Here is a 21,159-nt window from a genome sequence, read left to right as displayed (position 1 = left end):
ATGGCTACACATTATTGAAATCTTTATCTTGATCGAGCATTGTTTCGAAAATTAATTGATGGTCAATAGATGTAATGTGGGATAATGCCCGAATCATATCTTCTTTAGCTTGACCAATTTGAAGAACGGCCTCTGATTCACTCCCGGTTGCATCCTCTAATGATTTTTTAGTTGAAAGTAGAGCCTTATTTATTAAGTGAAACTCCTGGTTTTCGTACAAATCTCTCCCCCTCCTCTTTAGAGAATAATATGGATAATTATATTTAATCCATAATCACAAATTTATTCCATTATTTAGAAATTTAACTTCTATAAATTATATGATTTACAAATTGAAGAATGTTTATTCTCTAGAGTCGATAAGGAATAAATTTTTTAGGAGGGTTAGATCATAAAAGCAAAAGAGACTCAAACATTATGTTGAATCTCTTTTTAAGTGCGGTTTCTATACTATATTGAATATTAAGTATATCAAGAGAAATTATCAGTAGTGCCTACTCTTCTACTTTTTTAAACCCCTGATCTATTAATTCATCCGTTAAGTTGTCAGGAGTTACAATATAATATGTATTTCCTCCATCATTCGTAATAATGATTTCTGTTGGGCTAGCGTCCACACGTGCTGCTTCAAGAGCAAAATACTTAGGACCTAAAATATCTGATAATGATGACAAACTAAGCCACCTCCTTTTAAAATAGTATAACAAGGACATTTGAATTGTTGTATCCTATTATTTATTGTTAAACAAATTCTATTTATTTCGTGGAGGTCGAATGGCAGACCAGTATTGATAGTAATCAGTTTTAATAAAGCCATTAAAAAGTTTTCGTTTCTTTGTTGCAGGCTTTCCATAAAACTGTTCAAATCCTTCATGAGAAGTAAGCATATAAATACTCCAGGTGTCTAGTTTAGAAAATGCTTGCCCCATCTCCTTATACATTTGCTCCACTTCTCTTTTTTCTCCTAATCGTTCTCCATAAGGGGGATTCCCGACTATTACACCGAATTCTTTTGTTGTCGTAAAATCTTTCACCTGCATTTGTTTAAATGAAATTATGTCCCCAAAACCTGCTTCTTCTGCATTCCCTTTCGCAATATTGACCATTCGATGATCAATATCAGAGCCAAGAATATCTAGTTGTTGGTCATAATTCGCTTTATCTTCAACCTCTTGTCGTGCCAACTCCCACTTTTCTTTTCCGATCCATTCCCAGGCTTCAGAGGCAAACTCACGATTAAATCCAGGTGCAATATTTTGACCGATAAGTGCTGCTTCAATCGGAATCGTACCAGAACCGCAAAAAGGATCTACAAATGGTCGATCTGGAGTCCATCTTGTTAGAAGGACAAGCGCAGCGGCTAATGTCTCTTTTAATGGAGCACCACCTTGCTCAATTCGAAATCCGCGTTTATGTAAACCAGCGCCACTTGCATCAATCGTAATTGTTGCAACATCTTTTAATAATGCAACTTCAATACGATACAAGGGTCCATCCTCTTTAAACCACCCTGTAGTATTATAGTGTGATTTTAATTTTTCCACAATCGCTTTTTTGACTATGCCTTGACAATCAGGAACACTAGCTAATGTCGATTTTACCGATTTTCCGATAACGGGAAATTCAGCATTTTCAGGAAGATAATCTCCCCAATTCAATGCCTTTGTTTTTTCAAATAATTCATCAAATGTGTTTGCCTGAAATTCGCCGACTTTTATTTTAATACGATCTGCAGTACGAAGCCAAAGATTAGAACGACAGATCGCTAACTCGTCTCCTTCAAAAGTAACCTTTCCATTTTCAACTTTGCCTTCATACCCTAAATCTTTTACTTCTTTCCCAACTATGGCTTCTAGTCCCATTGCCGAGGTTGCGATTAATGTTAAATTTTTCATTACCAACCCTACCCTTATGTAGCTTTTTTCAAGTCAATCATTATATATCCTCGACCATTTTCTTCATAAATATCCAAGTCTAACTAACAAAATAACCTAAGAACAAAAGCGCAAGCGCCTTGGACAGTTCAAAAATTTTATAATTTCCTAGACAAATAAAAAGGAGCTGATTTGATCAGCCCCTGTTCTTTATCAAATGATACTGATTTCAATAACGTTCGATAAGCCATGTTTTGTTCCATCGTACTACAAGCGGCTTAGCCTCGTACTCAGGTGGTAATCATCTATCTACAAAAGCAGAAATGCTTTTGTCCTTCTCTTTGTTCAAATTCCTCCAAGAAGGTGCCCCTACCATAATTTGGGTTTCTCGCTCGTGGGGTTTACCTCGTTCCACTCTTACGATTTCTCGCAAGACTCCGTCACTGTGGCACTTTCAAGGTAGTCAAGCCATATCCAAATGGACTTAGGCTTTTTCCCTGCCGTCAGCCAATCAATCTTGACTGCCCTAGCTTATGAATTCGCTAGGCACGAACACTACGGGCATCTCAGCACCGTGCGAGCATGGACTTTCCTCTACAATCCTAAAGACTGCAGCGATTACCTGAACGTTATTAACGAAACAGTATCATTAGTATACCTAATCATGGTACACAAAACAAGTGGAAATAATTGGTGGATCAATCGTACAGTTTACTGCCAAACACATGCTTCTCTAAATTTGATAATCGTTTTAAAATATCAAAGTTTGTAGTATTTGTTTGAACAGGTGTTTGTTTTTTGTATGTATCATCCAACTGCTTTTTCAAACGTAAGTTTTCTTGCTGCAAGTCCTCATACTCTTGGTGAAATGTTTCATAGTCTTTAATAACTAGATCTAAAAATTTATCTACCTCTTCTTGCTTGTAGCCTCTAACACCTGTTTTAAATTCTTTTTCTAAAATTTCTTTAGCAGTTAATTTTATTTTATCTGAAAGCATATCTTTCACCTCAATTATAGCGAAGTCATCACCCTATATTTTTTCAGAAATTATGTGAATTGTCAATTTCATTGTCTTTAATTTTTAGTAAATTACGTATATTTTTTACCAAAAATCACTGTTTTTCATTGTTTCTTCTTCAACAACACTTTGTAAATCAAAGAAATTAATTGTATTGATCATAAATGATGTTACCTGTTGTTTTTTCTTTGCTATTTCTAATAAAAACTTAGGAGATCCTTCTTTTTCCTCATCATAGACAAGCAATAATCCATCACTTTTGTCTACTAGAAATTGATTTTTTTGTCTAAATTGCAAAGGACTTTCATACTCCCTTTTGGTAATACTGTCCACAAAATCTGCCTGTGAAATAATAAAATCATAATATTCTTTGATGCTTTCATTCCATTTCGATTCTTGGTTAAGAAATGGGGTAAGAATGGCTAGTTTTAACTCAGGAAAGTGTAATTGAAGCTCAAAAACTACTTCTGCTGCCCATAACTCGACTCCCATTTGACCACTTATGAGCACCCATTCTAATCCTTCATCTAAAAATCCAAGCAAAGGCTTTTCAATTGCCTTTTTAATATAATCCACACTTTTATCGTCATTCTTAAAAATACCTAATTCATGGGATTTATAACCTGAAATCGTTAGAACCTTCATCCGATCACCTATATCATTATACGAACTTTTTCTCTTATTATAACGGAAATGTTAGTTGATTATTAAATATAATACTTTTTCCTTACCTGTCGACAAACTAATGGATTAAAAACTCCCTATGGCATAATTTGTCATGCTTTCTGAAATAAACACGAAAGGAGCTGAACTTCAGCTCCTCAGTTCCTTTGTGTTATCTAAAGAATGGCCCTGGACCGAAACCTGGTCGCGGAACTGGACCTGCTCCTGGTCCTGGTCCAAATCCTGGTGTTGGACCATACACGTTAAAGTGTTGATGTGTAACCTCATTTTGTACAGATTGTGTTTGAGGGAAATAGTGTTGATGTTTATAGAACTCATGGTTTACAGTTGTTGTGTGCTGTGGATGGATGTGTGGTACGATTGTTTCAGAATACGTATTGTTTACACAACATTTTGTTGGGTGTACAATCGGTGCCATTACTTTTGGTTTACAATGCATGTAACATTCTCCTTTCATCTTTTTATCGTGTCTTACACTTTTAGCCTATGATGAAAGGTATATACATGTACTAATACAAAAACCTAATTTTTATAGAAATGTAAAAAAGCTGTCTTTAAAATTAGTAAGAATGACGATTGTTAACACGATGACGATGAAAAATAAGTATAAAACACTTTTATACACTGCTATTCTTCTCCCCTTTAAAAAAATAACTACAGTCCCTTATTTTACATCGTTCCCTATAAACCTACAATTCTTATTTATACCTTTCGAAAAAATTCATGATTTTGTCAAAAAATTGGCGAAATTACTCAATTTCTGCGCTTCCCCGGGTAATATTTTTTTGATATTTCCTATTAATTCTTTCTTTCCTTTTTTTTATTCCATCATTTTCTATTAAACTATTTAACTCGCTACTTTCTAATATGAGTTGAGATACCATTTCAGTATACTCTAATGCTCTTATAAAATTTTTCTCCTGATGTTCATAATATTTAGCTAATTCCAATAATGCTTTTAAAGATACCTCTTTTGAATTAGAATCACTCAAAATTTCTTGCCAAAGCAACACAGCTTGCTTCCAATTTTTTTGCTTTTTGTAAAGGAGTGATAAAGCTAATTTTGCTTTAGGTTCTTGTGCTGATTCTTTTTTAACAAATGAAGTGTATGCATGAAGTGCTGATTTATTATCACCTATGTATTCTAGCCACCTTGCAATTTCATAGTGCTCTGCGCTCGTTGTCTTACTATTAATATTCAGTAATTTCGTTGAAAGGTGAATATACAACGTAATAAGTGATAATACATCTATTTCATTATGCTTTAATACTCCTGTTATGATTTCTGGTTTTTGTTGTTTAACAAATTCAAAATAGATCATCGGTGCTAAAAATCCAGGGATATCATTTTCTCTATGAATTCCTAATATATCACTTTCCACTTTTGAAAGTTTAACTGATTCCAATTCATTTTTCCAAAGTCTTCGTGCTGCGTGAAATAAATCAAAATGACCAAAGGGAGGAAGACTTGGAACTTGCTCTCGAATTAGAGTATGCCTTGTCTTTACCTGTGGCCAATCAAAAGCTTTACCATTATACGTAACAAGGGTTTTACTATTAATTCCTTGTAAAAAACTTTGATAAAGAGCGACTTCATTTCCCGGTTTTGGTAGCAGGTGTTGTTTCACAATCACACAATCATCCAGCACCTGAGCTTGCCCTAATAAAAATATCGTATTTCCTGTTCCCCCACCTAATCCTGTTGTTTCTGTATCAAAGAAAAACAAATCACTGGGATAATGTTGTTTGGAAGAAAGCGGGTGATTCAATTCACTTTCATTCCATTTTGTCACAATTTCTTTAAATTCACTTAATTTATAATGCCCGTGCTGGTAATCAAGCGGATATACAACCTCTCTTACCAAACAGTATTGACTATCATAAGAAAAAACAGATGTTTGATACTCCTCCCATTGCTCGTTTATAGGATCTTTAGGGAGGCTATCAGATATTACCTCTGCTTCTTCTCGTATGACATGTTTTTTTAATCGATTTAGTTTATGTTTTAATGACATTTGCTTCATCCTTTAAAATGCTTAAAAGAAAATAAGCGTCTTTTTTCATCGTTTCAGAGGAGCCTTCAACACCAATACATGATGGACAGCCTGCATAGCATGGGCATTGCTCAATCATTTTCATTGCTTTCAATAGAACAGGCTCCATTGTTTCATAAATTTTTTTCGAAAGACCTACTCCACCTGGATAACGATCATAAAGGAAAATCGTTGGCTTACTATTATGAATCGCCTTTATTTGGGCGACAACATGTAAATCAGAAGGATCACACATCACCTTTAAAGGTGCAACATGTTGTATTACATGTGCTACACCTATCAAAGATTCCTCTATACGTTTTTCACCCAAATGTTCTATCATACTGGAATGTAAGCTCATCCAAGCGGAATTTGTATGAAGTTCCTCTTCAGGTAAGTGAATCGGCCCTGAACCAATGTTTTCATGTGTATCAAATTTTATTTTTTTGAAGATCGTTGCCATTGCCTGTACCGTTACATCCCCATAACCAAAAACAGCATTGTTTTTTTCAACTGTTAGATCCTCTTCAAGTACTTTTAATTGTACAGCTAGGTTTGCATCTGTAAAATAATCAACATCTACTTCTCTAACAAATGCTTTCTTCTCTTCCCAATCTAGTTTTTCAACTTGAAATTGTACACCTTGATGTAAATAAATCGCTTCATCATGAAGTAGAGTCATAGCACTAAAACGGTCCATTTCACCGATCACTTTTACATTTGCAATATCAGATTGGTCTATAATAATCACGTTTTCTTGTGAGGCTGAACGAAGACTAATATTGTGAGCTGGAAAAGAATCGTTCATCCAATGATAGGTTTGATTGTTGTGATACAACACTCGTTCCTCCGCCAAAAATTGTAATATATCTTCTAGTTCCACCCCATCAAATGTATCACCATCCCTAAACGGCAATTCAAATGCTGCACACTTTAAATGGTCTACTAGTACAACTAAATTATCGGGGTTAATGATGGCCGTTTCCGGGTTTTGCTCAAAGAAATAACGAGGATTTTGAATAATGTATTGGTCAAGAGGACTAGAGCTTGCGACCATTAAAATGACGGCCTCACCTTGTCTTCTTCCAGCTCTTCCCGCTTGTTGCCACGCACTTGCAATTGTTCCTGGGTAGCCTGTCATTATGCATACTTGTAGACTTCCGATATCAACACCTAATTCAAGTGCATTTGTACTTACTACTCCCAATACTTCTCCATCTCGCAGTCCTTTTTCAATTTCTCTGCGTTGCTTTGGCAAGTATCCTCCGCGATATCCCCGGATCGATTTTTTTGTAAGCTCGTTTTTTATTAATTCTTGTAAGTACGTTAATATAATTTCAACTCGAACACGACTACGAGCAAACACGATCGTTTGAATTTTATTTTTCAAGAACTCTCCCGCTAACCTTCTCACCTCTAATGTTGCACTTCTTCTAATGTTAAGTGGCTTATTAACGATTGGAGGATTATAAAAGATGAAATGTTTCTTGCTTGCAGGTGCACCATTTTTAGAAATTAGATTCATGTTCGTTCCTGTCAGGGTTTCTGCTAATTCTTTTGGATTCGCAATCGTTGCAGACGTACAAATAAACTGAGGGTTACTTCCATAGAATTGACAAATTCGTTTTAGCCGGCGAATAACGTTCGCAACATGACTTCCAAATATTCCTCTGTAAATATGCAGTTCGTCAATGACTATATATTTTAGATTTTCAAAAAGCGAAACCCATTTTGTATGATGAGGCAAAATAGCAGAATGGAGCATATCAGGGTTTGTAATGACAATATGACCTGCTTTTCTTACTTTTTGCCTAATAGCTGGTGAGGTATCCCCGTCATATGTATAAGAATTAACCTGAACACCCATTTCTTCAATGATTTCATTTAGCTCTGATTTTTGATCCTGTGCTAATGCTTTTGTAGGAAATAAATAAAGTGCCCTGCTCTTTTCATCTCTTATGATCTGTTGTAAAACAGGAAGATTGTAGCAAAGTGTTTTCCCTGATGCTGTAGGCGTTACAGCAACTAAGTTTTTACCTTGTTCCGCTAACTGATAGGCTTCAAATTGATGTGTATAAAGCTTTGATATCCCCTTATTTTCCAGTGCATTTTTTAAACGTTTATCAATTTCGATTGGAAGATTTACAAGTTCAGCCTCTTTAGCTGGAATGGTATGCCAATGTACAATTTGTTCATTAAATTGATGATTCGTTTTTAATACATGAAGAATGCTTTCTAATGATTTTCTAAATTCCATTTTCTTTCACTACCTTTTAGAAGTATGTAGCTTTTATTTTCTATTCTAGCGAATAAACGTTCGTAAATAAAGTGGTATTGTTTAGAAATAGACTTCTATATCTAAATTTCCGTTCCAAAAAGAAAAAGCAGAATGAATCTGCTTTCGGTTAAGTCGTATTTTATTTAAGATGCACATTTGCAATATGTGTTGATCCTTTTATCACATTTTTACTTGATTGGTACTCAATATTTTTCACAATATCAGAGTTAGTAATAATAATTGGTGTAATAGTACTAGCGGCTTTTTCACTAATCATTCTAAGATCAAATGTCATTATTGGATCCCCTACTCTTACCCTCTGTCCTTCTTTGACGGTCACATCAAAACCCAAACCATTTAAATTCACTGTTTCAAGCCCAATATGAATAAGCCATTCTATTCCTAAATCCGAGCGAAAGCCAATTGCATGCTTTGTATGAAAGACCTGAATAACTTGTCCATCAATTGGTGCTACAACTTTACCTTCTGAAGGTTGTATTGCAATTCCTTCTCCCATTAATTTTTGGGAAAACACAGGATCTGGTACATTTTCAAGTTCTATAACAGTTCCAGTTATTGGTGCATATAAAGCTTCAACTGTTCTTTTTTCTTTTTTTCCAAAAATCGATCTAAGCATATCATTTATCTCCCTTTACATTAAATTTACAAAAAGGTATTTTTTTACAATCGAATAACATTTCAAACTTTCTCCACATATAATACTCTGACATACCATGGTAAGGAGGCGTAATCATGAGAAAGAAAAATGAGCCAACTAACAATCAACTTGATTCTCAATTCGACCATTTGGATTTTTTTCAAATAGTTGATCATTTTTTTCGTTCAGAACCGATTAAACAATTTATGAATGAATTTGATTCGTTGTTTGAAGGTTCTTTTCCGCAAAAATCAATAGATGTTAATACTTACGAAACGGATCAAACTTGCGTTATTGATATGCAAATTCCACCTGTAAAAAAAGAGCAAATAAAACTTGAGCTCTTTGATCAATATCTGACCATTTCCATTACAAATCGCGAGGAAATTAACGAATATAACGAAAATTCTTCAACATTTAGAAGTTTCTCGTCGCTTGATAGTTTATCAAAGACCATTGTTCTACCTTATAAGGTGGAAGAGCATGAGATAAAAACCAAATATAGAAATGGATCTTTGCTTGTTACAATTCCCAAAAAATCAAAACAAATTTTTCTTGAGGATGACTCTATGTAATTATTCTACAATGTATAACAAAGTTTCGTAAATAGGTTGCACTTGAAACCGAATGAAAAACGCTCGACTCTCGTTGGAAAATAATAACCGACATGAGAGCGGGCGTTTTTTATTTCTTTAACTATTTTTATGAGATTTACTTCCATACTTTGGATTTTCTTCAGGAGTCGGATCTTTTGCTAAATCCCTGGCTGAAGTTGTCGCTTGACGATCTTTACGTATGCTCTTTCTCAATATCATCACCTCCTATTTTATGATGACTCAATCACTTTGTTTTACACGTATAAAAAAATCCAAAAATTGTCGTGAGAGAAAAACGATTCAAATCACACAATAAAAAAGGAGGTGCAAAGATAATGACGAAGAAATGTGAAAAACTACCTGATTTTAAAGAGCTTGATGACCGATTAATAGCTGAGGCATCTCCTTCTCCTTCTCTCGTTATTAAAACGAACTTGGACAAGGATAACATTACAGAAGATAACCCTTATGCAACTAATGGTTCAGATACAGCTACGTTTGAAAATTTTTTTAAGGAATGATTATAATGGATTTTACCCTCGGTTACTTAAGAGAAGCATTGTCGAACTACGATAGAAGCTCTGTATGTAAGAGAATTACAACAAAATTAGCGAATGGGGATTTTCACTCTGAATTGGATTTTGTCCGGATTCTTGATGAAGATGAGATTCAATTTCTAAACAATGTTTTGCCTGATGAAATAAAATATGCATTCAATGAGCAGGATTTTATAAGAGGTAATCAGCTAAATGAAGTGTATGAGCTGCTAATATAGCTGAGGAGGTCCATATGAATAGAAACAGCAATCACTACATTAATATTAAATTCCAAACTGGGGCTATAGATCGTGAAGGTATTAATGGCTGTCAAGTTGAAGATGTCATTAGTGTTCTCATTGATCAATTAAAGTCTCATCAAAATGGCGAGTTTGCTTGTCCAGAAAACTCCATCGCTATTTCCAATCTTCAAACAGCAAATTTTGCTTTAAGGGTGAGAAAAGAACGGATGGAAGACAAACAAAGAGGTAATGAATCTCATGCAACATTTTAGTACAAAACAATACTCAAATACAAATGTAGAGGAAGTTAAAAGGTTAAATGCACAATCTGGACTATCTTACCGTGAAGTAAAAGAACTCCTTGCCAAAAAATATACGAATAAAGACCTCAGGTAATCATGGAAACAAAGGGAATGTCTTGACAGGACAGTCCCTTTGTTTTCCTATTAAAAACTTTACACTATTTAAACATTGATGTGACTCCTTTAAATAGTCCGCCCATTTGATTAACAGCATTCATCATTTGACCAGCTGTATCCATCATTTTATTAATATCTAATTGACCATCAGATTTTTTAAATTGTGATAAGACATTCTGAAGTCCACTAGGGTGAGGTTGCTTAAAATAAGGCATAGGCTTAGGATATGGTGTAGGGTACGGATGATTCATAAAGTTATTTTCGACATTTCCGTTATAAGGAGCACCGCCTCCATAGGGTTGTTGATATGATTGGTATGTTTGTTGAAATCCGTTTTGATGATACGGAAATTCTGGTTGAGAAAACATTGGATTCATGTATTGCGGGTTATATCCAACTGATTGCTGTTCATAATATGGATACGTTTGGAAGTACTCATTTTGTCTTCTCCGTGATCTTCTATTGAAATATGGATATGCTTGTTGCATGAGAATAACCTCCCAATGACTCATTAAAGTTACTTTATCATATGAATCATTTGCCTATTACGTGATACGTAAGAATGTGGTTATTAAATGAGTTCAAACTATTTTATTATTGTTCATACATGAATATCGTTTCATTAGCTCATATTAGGAAAGAATCATGTAAAGGAGGTTACGAAATGGCACGAGGTAAACATTTTAATCATAAAGAAAAAGGACATGCTCCTACAATTCCCGAACACGGACAGGAAGTTGCAGCTAAAGAAACAGAACGTGTAGGTTATGATATAAAAACTGTAGGTACAGAAACCGAACGTCCAGTAAGTGTTAAAATTGATGAATAATAATGGACATAAAAAGGACGTACTCAATTTGAGGCGCCCTTTTCTTCTATCTCATTCATGATATTATTTAATAAATATTCAACAGAATGATGAAGGTTATTAAACCGTTGTTTATTTATGTCTTTATAAAACGATTGAAGAATAACTTGTTCTACATTTTCCACCGCTGATTCAATTTGAGAAGGATGGATATATTTTGGTTTTTCCTTCTTTATCCATTCTAATGCAAGCTGTTCCCATACGTTCGATTTATCTTTCATCATCTCAAAATTTGGTTTTACTTGATTATAAAAATACGCTTCTGATTTTTCAGGTTTTTCTTGAAAAGATTTGAATCGTTCTTTGCTTTCTTGTAAAAGTTCTAACAGATGTTGAGAGGATTTGATCAGATTTATATAGCTCAATTTTTTCACCTCAAGCTTATCATATCAAATTCTCTCCCATAATACACTTTTTTGACTTTATTAAGCATTTGATGCAGCGATAGGGAACTGATATTGTTTATAATGATCTTGTTTATGATGTGCTTTGTTGGTAATTGATTCATTTGAAACTGCTGTTAACTGACGATCAATCTGATTAGCTTTTTCCATTATTTTATTCTCAGTGATTGTTGAAGTTACTTTGTTTTCTAAAGCCATCTCTAGTTTTAATAACTCATATTCTAACTCTGCTAATTTTTCTTCAATTACACTTTTTTCAATCATATTATTCATCATTCTCCCTCCTCTATCGCTATGTATTCGGCGTTTAATCCTTCCCCCCTCCATGCTTGACAAAACTAGTTTCTATTCGGCAAAGAAAGTGAAAATGTACATATTTCGACAACTACTTTTGACTTGTATGGAAATGACTAGGATCGCACAAAATAATGGTGGGAGGTGCTATAGATGGCAAAAAAACCTAAAGGGAAACAACAAATGGCAGAAGACAAAACAAAAATTCCTACGGACAAAAAATTAGATGGTCCGAATCGTCCTTCTACTTAATAGCACTAAAGCAAGGCATTTAGCCTTGCTTTTTTATACTTAAATATGGAATATTATAGGAGGTAACACAATAAAAACTTAGGAATTCGCGACACTCAATGGTTTTCTAATTATTAACTTTATCTATTTCTCCAATATTCCTGTAACAAAGTTAATAGATGTAATTGGTCCTGTTTATGTTTAAACCAATCTGTTAACTCATAATTTCTAGGTATTTTCTTTTCCTTAAACCATTTTTTTGTACTTTGCCCATGAAACCAATCTTCTCTTAATCCGTCTAATGAATGTGAAACGATTGGGTATGCTGCCCGTAATAAAGGTGTTTCCCTTCTTCTATTTTCGGGAAAGAATTTTTCATAATCATATCTTGAGCCTGTATGTGGAACGGCTTTTGCAAAAGCCTCAAACTGCTGATATAAGCCTGAATGAAACAAAAGCCACCCTAACCTTTTGCCTAAATCAATTCGATTTGTTAGGGTTTGAAAGTTATTTACAGAAAATCCAAATAATTTTCCTTGCAAACTTGGAAAAATGACCGTACTGAAATGGAGCAAATCCTGAAGTATATATGGGGCCGAATGAAAGACCTTTCGTTTATATAAGTTCTGGTTCATAATTGGTTGCTGTATAACATTTTGTTCGTTAATGATAAGAGCTGTCATTAAGCGATCAAGTTTTTGATGTTTCCAAAAGAATTCCCATTCTCCTACCATAAATTGTGAAACATCAAAATGTAAAAGAAGTTTAAATAAAGACTTTTGATACAGTTTTGAATACTCATAAAGAAGCAATTGTGGATATGCATCCTGAAAGATTAGCCAATTTGCACGTTCATATGTCATAAACAATAAGGTTCTTTTTTCTTGATTAAGCGCCTTTCGAAACCAGTAACCTTCTAGATCTGTCATATTCCAACCTGCATTTCTGGATACCATGCTTGCTAGAAATGCCCATTTAATCTCAGGGTGTTTAAAATAAAACTTTTCATAGGCACTTGTTCTCGCAATATTATCACGATTATGGATCTCAATTTTTTGATGAATACGAGTTAGTATTAACGGTTCATTAATTTCAAGTTCAGCTATTTTTTTAGCATTTTTCATCATGTACACTCCTCATACTTTTATCGTTTCCAAATGAAGAAGTATGTACGCATTAACAAAATTGAAACTTTTTTATCATTCCTTTTTCATTTTTTTTGGTATGATAGGTAGTAGTTTTAAAGAGGAGGTAAAATATGATTTTTCGTTATCCTAACGGAAAGCCTTATCAGCCAAAGGTTGAACAAAAGAAAAAACAGCCACCTTCTATTACCTACAGTAACCGAGGTATGTCACTTGAAGATGATTTAAACGAAACGAATAAATATTATCTTGAAAATCAAGTAGCTGTCATACATAAAAAACCAACACCTGTACAAATTGTGAATGTAGACTATCCTAGAAGAAGTGCTGCAGTGATAAAAGAAGCTTATTTTAAGCAGAGTTCAACAACAGATTATAACGGTATTTATCGTGGAAAATATATTGATTTTGAAGCAAAGGAAACTAAAAACAAAACATCTTTTCCACTCCAAAATTTTCATGCTCATCAAATTGAACATATGAAAAATGTCCTAAATCAAAACGGGATTTGTTTTGTTATTTTATCTGCGTTCAATCAATTTTATTATTTGGATTCTAAACATCTGTTAACATTTTGGGATCGGCAGCTAAATGGCGGTAGAAAATCCATAACAATAAAAGAATTAAACGAAAACGGCCATATCATCCCTACCGGATATCAAGCAAGGATTGACTATATTAAGATTATAGATAAACTATATTTTTAAAGATCTTTAAATTAAAACAAATTGATCTGATCAAAGAAAGCAATGCGTAAAGCCTATAATGAAAGGTTGGTATTACATGTCTGAACAATATAAGAGTCGTGAAGAACGAAGAAGAAATCAGGCTCAACAAGGTTCTAAGAAAAACACAAAGCAGAAAACCGGCTTATGGAAAAAAATCCTTATCAGTTTATTAGCAATTGGAATTGTTGGTATGCTGGCCGGTGGTGTGACATTTGCTGTGATGGTTGCAGGAGCACCTCCTTTAGATGATAAAAAACTAAAAGATTCTTTTTCATCGAAAATATACGATATGAATGGTGAGGAAATTACCGAATTCGGGCAAGTTAAGCGTACCTATGTTCCATACGAAGATATTCCTAAAGTTCTCGAAAATGCTGTCTTAGCTACAGAGGATGCTCGATTTTATGATCATAATGGCGTTGACATTATACGTCTTGGCGGGGCTCTTGTTGCCAATATTCAGGAAGGGTTTGGAGCTGAAGGTGGAAGTACAATCACTCAGCAAGTTATTAAGAACTCTCTATTAACAACAGAAAAAACCATTACACGTAAAGTGCAAGAATTATGGCTTTCGTTTCAACTGGAACAGAAATATTCTAAGCAAGAAATACTTGAAATGTATTTAAATAAAATCTATTTTCCAGGCAATGTCTATGGTGTGGCACAAGCAGCGGAATCATTTTATGGTAAAGACTTAAGTGAATTAGAGCTTCATGAAGCAGCAATGATTGCAGGTATTCCGCAAAGTCCGAATAACTATAATCCTAGAACAAATCCGGAAAGTGCTGAAAAACGACGTAATATTGTTTTAACACTAATGGCAAAACACGGGTTCATTACAGAAGCTGAAGCAGAAGAAGCAAAAAGTATTCCCGTTCAATCAACTGTGATTGAAGATAGTGAAAAAGCTAATCCATACCATGCTTTTGTAGAAGAAGTAATTGAAGAAGTAAAGGAAAAAACAGATATTGATGCAGGATCTGCAGGATTACAGATTTATACAACACTAGATCCTGATGCACAGGATACTGTTGAGAATGTTTTAAATGGAGATGCTGTAAATTTCCCTGATGACGAACTTCAAGCAGGAATCGCCTTAATCGATACAAAGACTGGAGAAATTCGTGCTATTGGCGGCGGCCGAAATCAGCCAGTTGGCGGCTATAACTATGCTACTGATACTAGACGCCAACCAGGCTCAACCATAAAGCCTGTTTTAGATTATGGGCCAGTTATTGAGCATGAAAAGTGGTCAACTTACAAACAAATTGTTGATGAACCGTACACATATAGTGATGGAACTCCTATTAATAACTGGGATCGTAGCTATAAAGGGGTAATGTCCATTCGAGATGCATTAGCTGATTCTAGAAATATTCCGGCTTTAAAAGCACTTCAAGAAGTCGGGTTAGAAAAAGCACAAAAATTTGCCCAAGGTTTAGGTATCCCGCTAGATGAAATTTATGAACCATATGCTATTGGAGGATTTTCTAAGGGGGTTTCTCCCCTTCAAATGGCTGGTGCCTTCAGTGCATTTGGTAACAACGGGATTTATAATGAACCACATGCAGTTAAGAAAATTGTGTTAAGTGACGGAACAGAAATTAGTCTTGCTCCAGATCCAGAACCAGCAATGAGTGATTATACAGCGTTTATGGTTACTGATATGATGAAATCTGTTGTGGAATACGGCACAGGAAAATCTGTTCAAATATCCGGTGTAAATATAGCTGGTAAAACAGGTACAACGAATTTTACTGAAGAAGACAAAGCAAAATACAATGTTCCTTCTGGAGCTGCAAAAGATGCTTGGTTTGTTGGATACAACCCAAACTATACAGCAGCAGTTTGGACTGGATATAATATTTCGAAAGATAGTGAGAAAGTATACCTGGATTCAACTGACCAACGATTGGCGAGAGCGATGTTTAGAGAGGTATTCTTAGAAATAGCAGGTAACGACAAATCCGATTTTGAACAACCAAGCAGTGTTGTTGAAAAAGCGATCGAAAAAGGCTCAAATCCTGCTGTTTTAGCTAGTAAATACACTCCAGCTAGCAGAATAACGTATGAGTATTTTGTTAAAGGATCTGAGCCAACTAAGGTATCAAAAAAATATGAAAAACTTGAAAAACCATCAAATTTATCGATCAATTATGATCAAGTTACAAACTCCATCAGTGTAAACTGGGAATACAGTAATACAGAGAATGTTACATTTGAAGTAAAACAATCCATTGATGAGGGACCTTATCAAGTTGTAGACAATTCAAAGAACAAGAGTTTTACAATTACTGACGTTATACCTGGAGCAATCTATTCTTACCAAGTAGTCGCGGTAAGTGATAATGATAAAAATAATCGCAGTGATGCTGCAGCGACAAAGGTACAGGTTCCAGAGCCTGAGGTTGATGTACCAGAATTACCTGAAGATGAATCTGTTGAAGAGCCACAGACAGGCGAGGAAGGTAACAACGGAAACAATGGGAATAACGGGAACAATCAAAATGGCAATACAGAAGATAATAACCAAGAGGATGGCCAAGGTGATCAACCTGCCGAAGATAACCAAGATCAAAATAGTGGTGAAACACCAACGTTACCTGATGTAGAAACAACGGTCCCTCCTTCCAACACAAACGGAAATAATAACGGAAGTAATAATGGAAGTAATGAAGATGGTGAAGAACAAGAAGAAGGCCAATAGGTAAAAGACATTTGCTTTGAAGAACCAATCCTTGATTGGTTCTTCTTTTTTACCTTTAAAATTTCTACGCACAAAAAAAGATTATTCCTAACGAATAATCTCTTTAAATCTGTTTTAATGCGATTGCCTTTGCAAACAATTTTTCACACTCACTAAAAAGTTGTTCGAGCTGTATAAACGCATGATATTGGGTCGGTTTAGATATAATAAATAATAGTCGTTCTTCGCAGTTTACAGGCTTTCTCTGCAAATTAGATAGTACCATATAAGAAGAATGAAGTCCTTTTACAGGAGATTTATTTAACCAAAATAAACAAATAATAAAGAGAGAAAGACAATGGACAAGTAATCGTTCCGATTTTTCATTTTTTCCTTTTTGCTTAAATGTTTCTCTTGCTATTCCCTTTACCTTTTTCCATTCATCAAACACAAGCGAAACAAAACCCTTAGGATCTTCCCAAGGATGGAATTCTAGTTTTTCATCTAGAAAAAATAACATATCAAAATAAAAAGGTTCGTCTGATAGGATCTGGATTATATCTTTATTATCTAGTTGATGAAAATACTCTTTATTAGTATAAAAAGGTGGGTAATGAAAGGGAGAAGGAATTTTCCACATCATCTTTTTACTTTGCATTCGATGCTTTTTCCTTTTTCATTCGCTTTTGACCCTCTCTACATAAATGTAATAATGGGCAAACCTCACATTTAGGCGATTGAGCCTTACAATGATATCTACCAAAAAAGATAAGTCTGTGGTGTGTAACTGACCATTCTTCTTTAGGTACCTTCCTCATTAGTGTTTTCTCTACTTCTAAAACAGAGTCCTTCCACCTGCATATACCAAGTCTCTTACTCACTCTCTCTACATGAGTATCCACTGCTATCGCGGGCTCACCAAATGCAACAGACATGACGACATTCGCTGTTTTTCTGCCAACCCCAGCAAGTTTTGTTAACTCTGTGTGATCATTTGGTACTTCACCATTATAATGTTCAAGCAATGCTTCACATAGCTTTCGAATATTTTTCGCTTTATTTCTATACAATCCAATTGATTTTATATCTGATTGTAGTTCTTCAAGTGAAACTGCTAGGTAATCTTCAGGTTTTTTATATTTTTTGAATAAGTCTTTCGTTACTTTATTAACCAATGCATCTGTACATTGGGCTGATAAGGCAACAGCGATGACTAATTCAAAAGGATTTTCATGTACTAATTCACAATGTGCATCAGGAAACATGTCACCTATCGTATCCAAACATTCTCGGATTTGTACTTTTGTTAACATCATTTTCACCTTCTATCAATAAAAAATAATTCTCTAATTGTCAAGCCAATTATAGAAAGGTACCTTTCTTTGATACTCCTCTTGCTGATCTGGCTTATTATTTGAATTTCCTTGATGTTGGCGGAACTTTCTTGAATGGTTCCTTGCTTGATCGATCGTCCGAATACCGTTTTTCTTCCACTCAAATAGAATTCGGTCTATATATCTAAAATTCAGTTTTGCTGACATAACAGCTTCTCTTAGCGCAGCTTTAATAATAGTTGGATCATAATCTTCTTGATCAATCCAAATAGAAAGAGTTTCACATTCAAAAGGAGATAACGGACGACCAAATTCGTTTTCAAAAATAGTATAAAGGCTTTCGTCTTCTTTTTTATTTTGCTCTTGGACTTTTCGGTTGTTTTCATTCATTAAATAAGTATATAGTTTTTCCCATAGCGGCTTTAATGAGTAATATTCAAACAAAATGGACTCTTGTTGACTTTCCTCAATCATTAAAAAACCTTTTTGTATTAAACTTCTAAGGTTGGACGTGCATTCTGCTGTTGAGATGGACATATGCTCTGAAAGTTCTGTTGGAGTAGGAAATTGGTTACCGCTTTCTTTGAATTTTTTTACTTGTAATAAAAGTAAAAGCTCTTGTTCGTTTAGTCCTAATTTTGCATAGTAATTTAACAAGATAACTGGAATCGATATATTCCCTGTTTCTTGGAGATCAATAAATTGCTCTTTATTCATAAAAACACCCCTCACCTTATGGTAGTATACCATGACAAATCTCCACAATGTATACAATTAGCTTCGGTTGTTATTCCCATTTTAGGAAATATAAAAGCGAAAAAACTGACTCTTAAAAAAGAAGTCAGTTTTCATTATTATGGATAAAGTCGATTTAATAAACGCGGGAATGGAATTGTTTCACGTACATGCTCCACACCGCTTAGCCAAGCCACAGTTCTTTCAAGACCTAACCCAAATCCTGAATGTGGGACAGAACCATATTGTCTTAATTGAAGATACCAATCATATGCTTGTTCATCAAGCTTATGTTCATTGATGCGCTGCTTAAGAAGTTGAGCATCGTGTATTCTCTCAGATCCGCCAATAATTTCACCGTAGCCCTCAGGTGCAATTAAATCCGCACATAATACAACATCATCACGGTTTGGATCAGGCTGCATATAAAACGGTTTTAAGCTAGTTGGGTAGTGTGTAATAAACACTGGTTTCTCAAAGCTTTCTGCAATCGCTGTTTCATGCGGTGCCCCAAAATCATCTCCCCATTTAATTTCAGTAAACCCTTTTTCATGAAGGAATTTGATGGCATCATCATATGTGATTCTAGGGAATGGAGCTTTAATTTTTTCTAACTTTGAGATGTCTCTTCCTAATGTTTTTAATTCAAGAGAACAATTTTCCAATACATTCTGAACTAAGAAGGAAACATATGCTTCTTGTACCTGGAGGTTATCCTCAAATTCATAAAAGGCCATTTCAGGTTCAATCATCCAAAACTCAATTAAATGACGACGTGTTTTGGATTTTTCCGCTCTAAACGTTGGTCCAAATGAGAAAACCTTACCTAAAGCCATAGCAGCTGCTTCCATATAGAGCTGTCCACTTTGAGAAAGATATGCATCCTCATCAAAATATTTTGTATGGAATAACTCAGAAGTACCTTCAGGTGCACTGCCGGTTAAGATAGGAGGATCTACCTTTACAAACCCTTCTTTATTGAAAAATTCATATGTCGCACGAATGATTTCATTTCTAATTTTCATTACAGCATGCTGTCGTTTTGAACGAAGCCATAAGTGACGGTGATCCATTAGAAATTCTGTACCATGCTCTTTCGGTGTTATAGGATAATCAACAGATTCTGCAATTACTTGTATATCGGTTATTCCTAGTTCATAACCAAATGGTGAACGCTCATCTTCTCTGACAATACCTGATATATATAATGATGTCTCTTGAGTAATTGTTTTTGCTTTTTGAAATACTTCTTCCTCTACTTCAGCCTTTACGACGACACCTTGAATAAATCCTGTACCATCTCTAAGTTGAAGGAAAGCAATTTTTCCACTGGAGCGCTTATTAGCCAGCCAAACTCCAATCGTTACTTCTTGTCCAACATATTTTCCAACTTCTGCAATTGTTGTTTTCACACTTATTCCCTCCATCAAGCACGATGTATAACTCTTTTATGTACTTTCCATCGTAATATTATACGTTTTTTTGTAAGGAGCCGCAATAAAACGAGGATAAGCCGAAACTTTCGGATAATTTAAATCTCAAGAATTTTTTATTGCCATATGTTTGATAATTTTCCCGTCATAAAAATTGACAAAATCAAAGGTGTATCGTTCTGATTCATCTTGATATTTTACTTCCCAAATTGGAATTCCTTCATCCATACCAAGCTGGACGCTGATAATTTCAGCAGGATTGTGCTCTTGATACACAGTCTCTAATGCCTCTTCCTTTGTTATCCCGGAAGATTGTTTCTTAACTAAAATTTTTTTTTCTTTATCAATATTAGATATCCAAGCATATACTTTCTGGTTTTCACTGTTTGTACCTGTGATAACATGATATTTTTGATCAGCGCTATATGTTTTAATTTCATCAATCGTTTTAAGATTTGCCTCTTTTATAGCAAATTGTCTCGATTGTTCATGGCCCTCTTCATACTGTTCTCTTGCTGTTAAATAGCTTGACGTTAAAATCCAAATTCCGGATATGATCAAAACGGTTATGATAAATATTGATATTCCAACTTTTCTCTCCATAGTTTTTACATCCTTATGTACGATATATTGTAAACACAGCTTTAGATTTATCATCTTGATCAAGAGCAAGACCAAACATTAAATCATTCCTTTTTAACGTTCTATTTAGTAAATCAACAATTTTATATAAATCATCAGAATGATCCACGGTTACCGTAGATACAATTTCAATTTTGCTTTCCATGTCATATTCCTCCTGCCTAACACAAATATTGTAACTTATATGTCAGATCTCTCTGGACACAATAACAATACAACAACCTATACATTGTTGTACATTGATTTATTATAAAGTGTAAACATGTACCGTGAAAATAAATTTCTCCTAACTCACACCACATTTTATTAGGCTGATACTT

28 protein-coding genes and 1 other RNA gene are annotated in these 21,159 nt (G+C 34.6%); 9 read left to right on the top strand and 20 right to left on the bottom strand.

The genetic code is table 11. The features are described 5' to 3' along the window. Positions 1-4 precede the first annotated feature (4 nt). The 10 genes from AC4GZ8_RS00690 to AC4GZ8_RS00645 all read right to left on the bottom strand — a co-directional run bounded on the left by AC4GZ8_RS00690 (position 5) and on the right by AC4GZ8_RS00645 (position 8,525). Positions 5-220, bottom strand: a complete 216-nt coding sequence (locus tag AC4GZ8_RS00690) for a hypothetical protein (protein ID WP_491079882.1) — start codon at positions 218-220, stop codon at positions 5-7. A gap of 274 nt (positions 221-494) precedes the next feature. Further along, complete coding sequence (locus tag AC4GZ8_RS00685) at positions 495-674, bottom strand: hypothetical protein (RefSeq protein WP_491079881.1); 180 nt, start codon at positions 672-674, stop codon at positions 495-497. A 78-nt stretch (positions 675-752) separates the two neighbouring features. Then, positions 753-1,895, bottom strand: a complete 1,143-nt coding sequence (locus AC4GZ8_RS00680) for a THUMP domain-containing class I SAM-dependent RNA methyltransferase (protein ID WP_491079880.1) — start codon at positions 1,893-1,895, stop codon at positions 753-755. Positions 1,896-2,112: 217 nt separating this feature from the next. Beyond that, positions 2,113-2,504: RNase P RNA component class B (rnpB, locus tag AC4GZ8_RS00675), an RNA gene on the bottom strand. Positions 2,505-2,572: 68 nt separating this feature from the next. Further along, the gene (gene gpsB, locus AC4GZ8_RS00670) at positions 2,573-2,872 is read right to left on the bottom strand and encodes a cell division regulator GpsB (protein ID WP_491079879.1); all 300 of its coding nucleotides are present in this window, start codon (positions 2,870-2,872) and stop codon (positions 2,573-2,575) included. A gap of 105 nt (positions 2,873-2,977) precedes the next feature. After that, positions 2,978-3,538, bottom strand: coding sequence for an SLOG family protein (locus AC4GZ8_RS00665; protein ID WP_491079878.1), 561 nt, complete (start codon positions 3,536-3,538; stop codon positions 2,978-2,980). A gap of 190 nt (positions 3,539-3,728) precedes the next feature. Beyond that, positions 3,729-4,016, bottom strand: a complete 288-nt coding sequence (locus AC4GZ8_RS00660) for a CotD family spore coat protein (protein WP_491079877.1) — start codon at positions 4,014-4,016, stop codon at positions 3,729-3,731. A 310-nt stretch (positions 4,017-4,326) separates the two neighbouring features. Continuing rightward, positions 4,327-5,592 (bottom strand): ribonuclease H-like domain-containing protein, encoded by a 1,266-nt coding sequence (locus AC4GZ8_RS00655; RefSeq protein WP_491079876.1) that lies wholly within the window; start codon positions 5,590-5,592, stop codon positions 4,327-4,329. Next, on the bottom strand, positions 5,576-7,867 hold the full coding sequence (locus AC4GZ8_RS00650; protein WP_491079875.1) for a DEAD/DEAH box helicase: 2,292 nt from the start codon (positions 7,865-7,867) through the stop codon (positions 5,576-5,578). The genes AC4GZ8_RS00655 and AC4GZ8_RS00650 overlap by 17 nt, the downstream gene beginning before the upstream one ends. Before the next feature lie 160 nt (positions 7,868-8,027). Continuing rightward, complete coding sequence (locus tag AC4GZ8_RS00645) at positions 8,028-8,525, bottom strand: PTS sugar transporter subunit IIA (RefSeq protein ID WP_491079874.1); 498 nt, start codon at positions 8,523-8,525, stop codon at positions 8,028-8,030. A gap of 116 nt (positions 8,526-8,641) precedes the next feature. Here AC4GZ8_RS00645 and AC4GZ8_RS00640 point away from each other — a divergent pair, with 116 nt between their 5' ends. From AC4GZ8_RS00640 to AC4GZ8_RS00620, 5 genes are all read left to right on the top strand, one after another. Further along, positions 8,642-9,121: an Hsp20/alpha crystallin family protein gene (locus AC4GZ8_RS00640; protein ID WP_491079873.1), complete on the top strand. Its 480-nt coding sequence runs from the start codon at positions 8,642-8,644 to the stop codon at positions 9,119-9,121. 356 nt (positions 9,122-9,477) lie between these two features. After that, on the top strand, positions 9,478-9,663 hold the full coding sequence (locus AC4GZ8_RS00635; protein ID WP_491079872.1) for a hypothetical protein: 186 nt from the start codon (positions 9,478-9,480) through the stop codon (positions 9,661-9,663). 5 nt (positions 9,664-9,668) lie between these two features. Then, complete coding sequence (locus AC4GZ8_RS00630; RefSeq protein WP_491079871.1) at positions 9,669-9,917, top strand: sigma-G-dependent sporulation-specific acid-soluble spore protein CsgA; 249 nt, start codon at positions 9,669-9,671, stop codon at positions 9,915-9,917. A 14-nt stretch (positions 9,918-9,931) separates the two neighbouring features. Then, positions 9,932-10,192, top strand: coding sequence for an Acb2/Tad1 domain-containing protein (locus AC4GZ8_RS00625; RefSeq protein ID WP_491079870.1), 261 nt, complete (start codon positions 9,932-9,934; stop codon positions 10,190-10,192). Then, complete coding sequence (locus AC4GZ8_RS00620) at positions 10,179-10,316, top strand: hypothetical protein (protein ID WP_491079869.1); 138 nt, start codon at positions 10,179-10,181, stop codon at positions 10,314-10,316. Before AC4GZ8_RS00625 ends, AC4GZ8_RS00620 begins: the two co-directional genes overlap by 14 nt. A 64-nt stretch (positions 10,317-10,380) precedes the next feature. Here AC4GZ8_RS00620 and AC4GZ8_RS00615 read toward each other — a convergent pair whose 3' ends face one another. Beyond that, positions 10,381-10,827, bottom strand: coding sequence for a YppG family protein (locus tag AC4GZ8_RS00615; RefSeq protein WP_491079868.1), 447 nt, complete (start codon positions 10,825-10,827; stop codon positions 10,381-10,383). 176 nt (positions 10,828-11,003) lie between these two features. Here AC4GZ8_RS00615 and AC4GZ8_RS00610 point away from each other — a divergent pair, with 176 nt between their 5' ends. After that, a complete protein-coding gene (locus AC4GZ8_RS00610; protein WP_491079867.1) occupies positions 11,004-11,168 on the top strand; it encodes a hypothetical protein in 165 nt (54 codons plus the stop codon). A gap of 23 nt (positions 11,169-11,191) precedes the next feature. Here AC4GZ8_RS00610 and AC4GZ8_RS00605 read toward each other — a convergent pair whose 3' ends face one another. Together AC4GZ8_RS00605 and AC4GZ8_RS00600 are read right to left on the bottom strand one after the other, a co-directional pair. Next, positions 11,192-11,572, bottom strand: coding sequence for a DUF1798 family protein (locus AC4GZ8_RS00605; RefSeq protein ID WP_491079866.1), 381 nt, complete (start codon positions 11,570-11,572; stop codon positions 11,192-11,194). Between the two features lie 60 nt (positions 11,573-11,632). Continuing rightward, positions 11,633-11,887 carry a hypothetical protein gene (locus tag AC4GZ8_RS00600; RefSeq protein WP_491079865.1) on the bottom strand — a complete coding sequence of 85 codons (255 nt, stop codon included), beginning with the start codon at positions 11,885-11,887 and terminating at the stop codon, positions 11,633-11,635. A 171-nt stretch (positions 11,888-12,058) separates the two neighbouring features. Here AC4GZ8_RS00600 and AC4GZ8_RS00595 point away from each other — a divergent pair, with 171 nt between their 5' ends. Then, positions 12,059-12,157, top strand: a complete 99-nt coding sequence (locus AC4GZ8_RS00595) for an acid-soluble spore protein SspM (protein WP_491079864.1) — start codon at positions 12,059-12,061, stop codon at positions 12,155-12,157. Positions 12,158-12,276: 119 nt separating this feature from the next. Here AC4GZ8_RS00595 and AC4GZ8_RS00590 read toward each other — a convergent pair whose 3' ends face one another. Further along, complete coding sequence (locus tag AC4GZ8_RS00590; RefSeq protein ID WP_491079863.1) at positions 12,277-13,263, bottom strand: DUF2515 domain-containing protein; 987 nt, start codon at positions 13,261-13,263, stop codon at positions 12,277-12,279. Positions 13,264-13,397: 134 nt separating this feature from the next. Here AC4GZ8_RS00590 and recU point away from each other — a divergent pair, with 134 nt between their 5' ends. Continuing rightward, positions 13,398-13,988: a Holliday junction resolvase RecU gene (gene recU / locus AC4GZ8_RS00585; protein ID WP_491080391.1), complete on the top strand. Its 591-nt coding sequence runs from the start codon at positions 13,398-13,400 to the stop codon at positions 13,986-13,988. Positions 13,989-14,064: 76 nt separating this feature from the next. Then, positions 14,065-16,716, top strand: a complete 2,652-nt coding sequence (locus tag AC4GZ8_RS00580) for a transglycosylase domain-containing protein (protein WP_491079862.1) — start codon at positions 14,065-14,067, stop codon at positions 16,714-16,716. 103 nt (positions 16,717-16,819) lie between these two features. On the opposite strand, the gene AC4GZ8_RS00575 is transcribed toward AC4GZ8_RS00580, so the two are convergent. The 6 genes from AC4GZ8_RS00575 to AC4GZ8_RS00550 all read right to left on the bottom strand — a co-directional run bounded on the left by AC4GZ8_RS00575 (position 16,820) and on the right by AC4GZ8_RS00550 (position 20,984). Then, on the bottom strand, positions 16,820-17,353 hold the full coding sequence (locus AC4GZ8_RS00575; protein ID WP_491079861.1) for a YpoC family protein: 534 nt from the start codon (positions 17,351-17,353) through the stop codon (positions 16,820-16,822). After that, positions 17,343-18,008: an endonuclease III gene (gene nth / locus AC4GZ8_RS00570; protein ID WP_491079860.1), complete on the bottom strand. Its 666-nt coding sequence runs from the start codon at positions 18,006-18,008 to the stop codon at positions 17,343-17,345. Before nth ends, AC4GZ8_RS00575 begins: the two co-directional genes overlap by 11 nt. Before the next feature lie 33 nt (positions 18,009-18,041). Further along, positions 18,042-18,746 (bottom strand): DnaD domain-containing protein, encoded by a 705-nt coding sequence (locus tag AC4GZ8_RS00565; protein ID WP_491079859.1) that lies wholly within the window; start codon positions 18,744-18,746, stop codon positions 18,042-18,044. Between the two features lie 137 nt (positions 18,747-18,883). Further along, positions 18,884-20,176 carry an asparagine--tRNA ligase gene (asnS, locus tag AC4GZ8_RS00560; RefSeq protein ID WP_491079858.1) on the bottom strand — a complete coding sequence of 431 codons (1,293 nt, stop codon included), beginning with the start codon at positions 20,174-20,176 and terminating at the stop codon, positions 18,884-18,886. Between the two features lie 126 nt (positions 20,177-20,302). Further along, positions 20,303-20,800 carry a cell wall elongation regulator TseB-like domain-containing protein gene (locus AC4GZ8_RS00555; protein WP_491079857.1) on the bottom strand — a complete coding sequence of 166 codons (498 nt, stop codon included), beginning with the start codon at positions 20,798-20,800 and terminating at the stop codon, positions 20,303-20,305. A 13-nt stretch (positions 20,801-20,813) separates the two neighbouring features. Further along, the gene (locus AC4GZ8_RS00550; RefSeq protein WP_491079856.1) at positions 20,814-20,984 is read right to left on the bottom strand and encodes a YpmA family protein; all 171 of its coding nucleotides are present in this window, start codon (positions 20,982-20,984) and stop codon (positions 20,814-20,816) included. Positions 20,985-21,159: the final 175 nt, after the last annotated feature.

Source organism: Metabacillus sp. RB-C-LZQ-3-1 (genome assembly GCF_058315175.1).
Note: the sequence above shows the minus strand (reverse complement) of the source record. Positions and strands in the feature narration are given on the sequence as shown.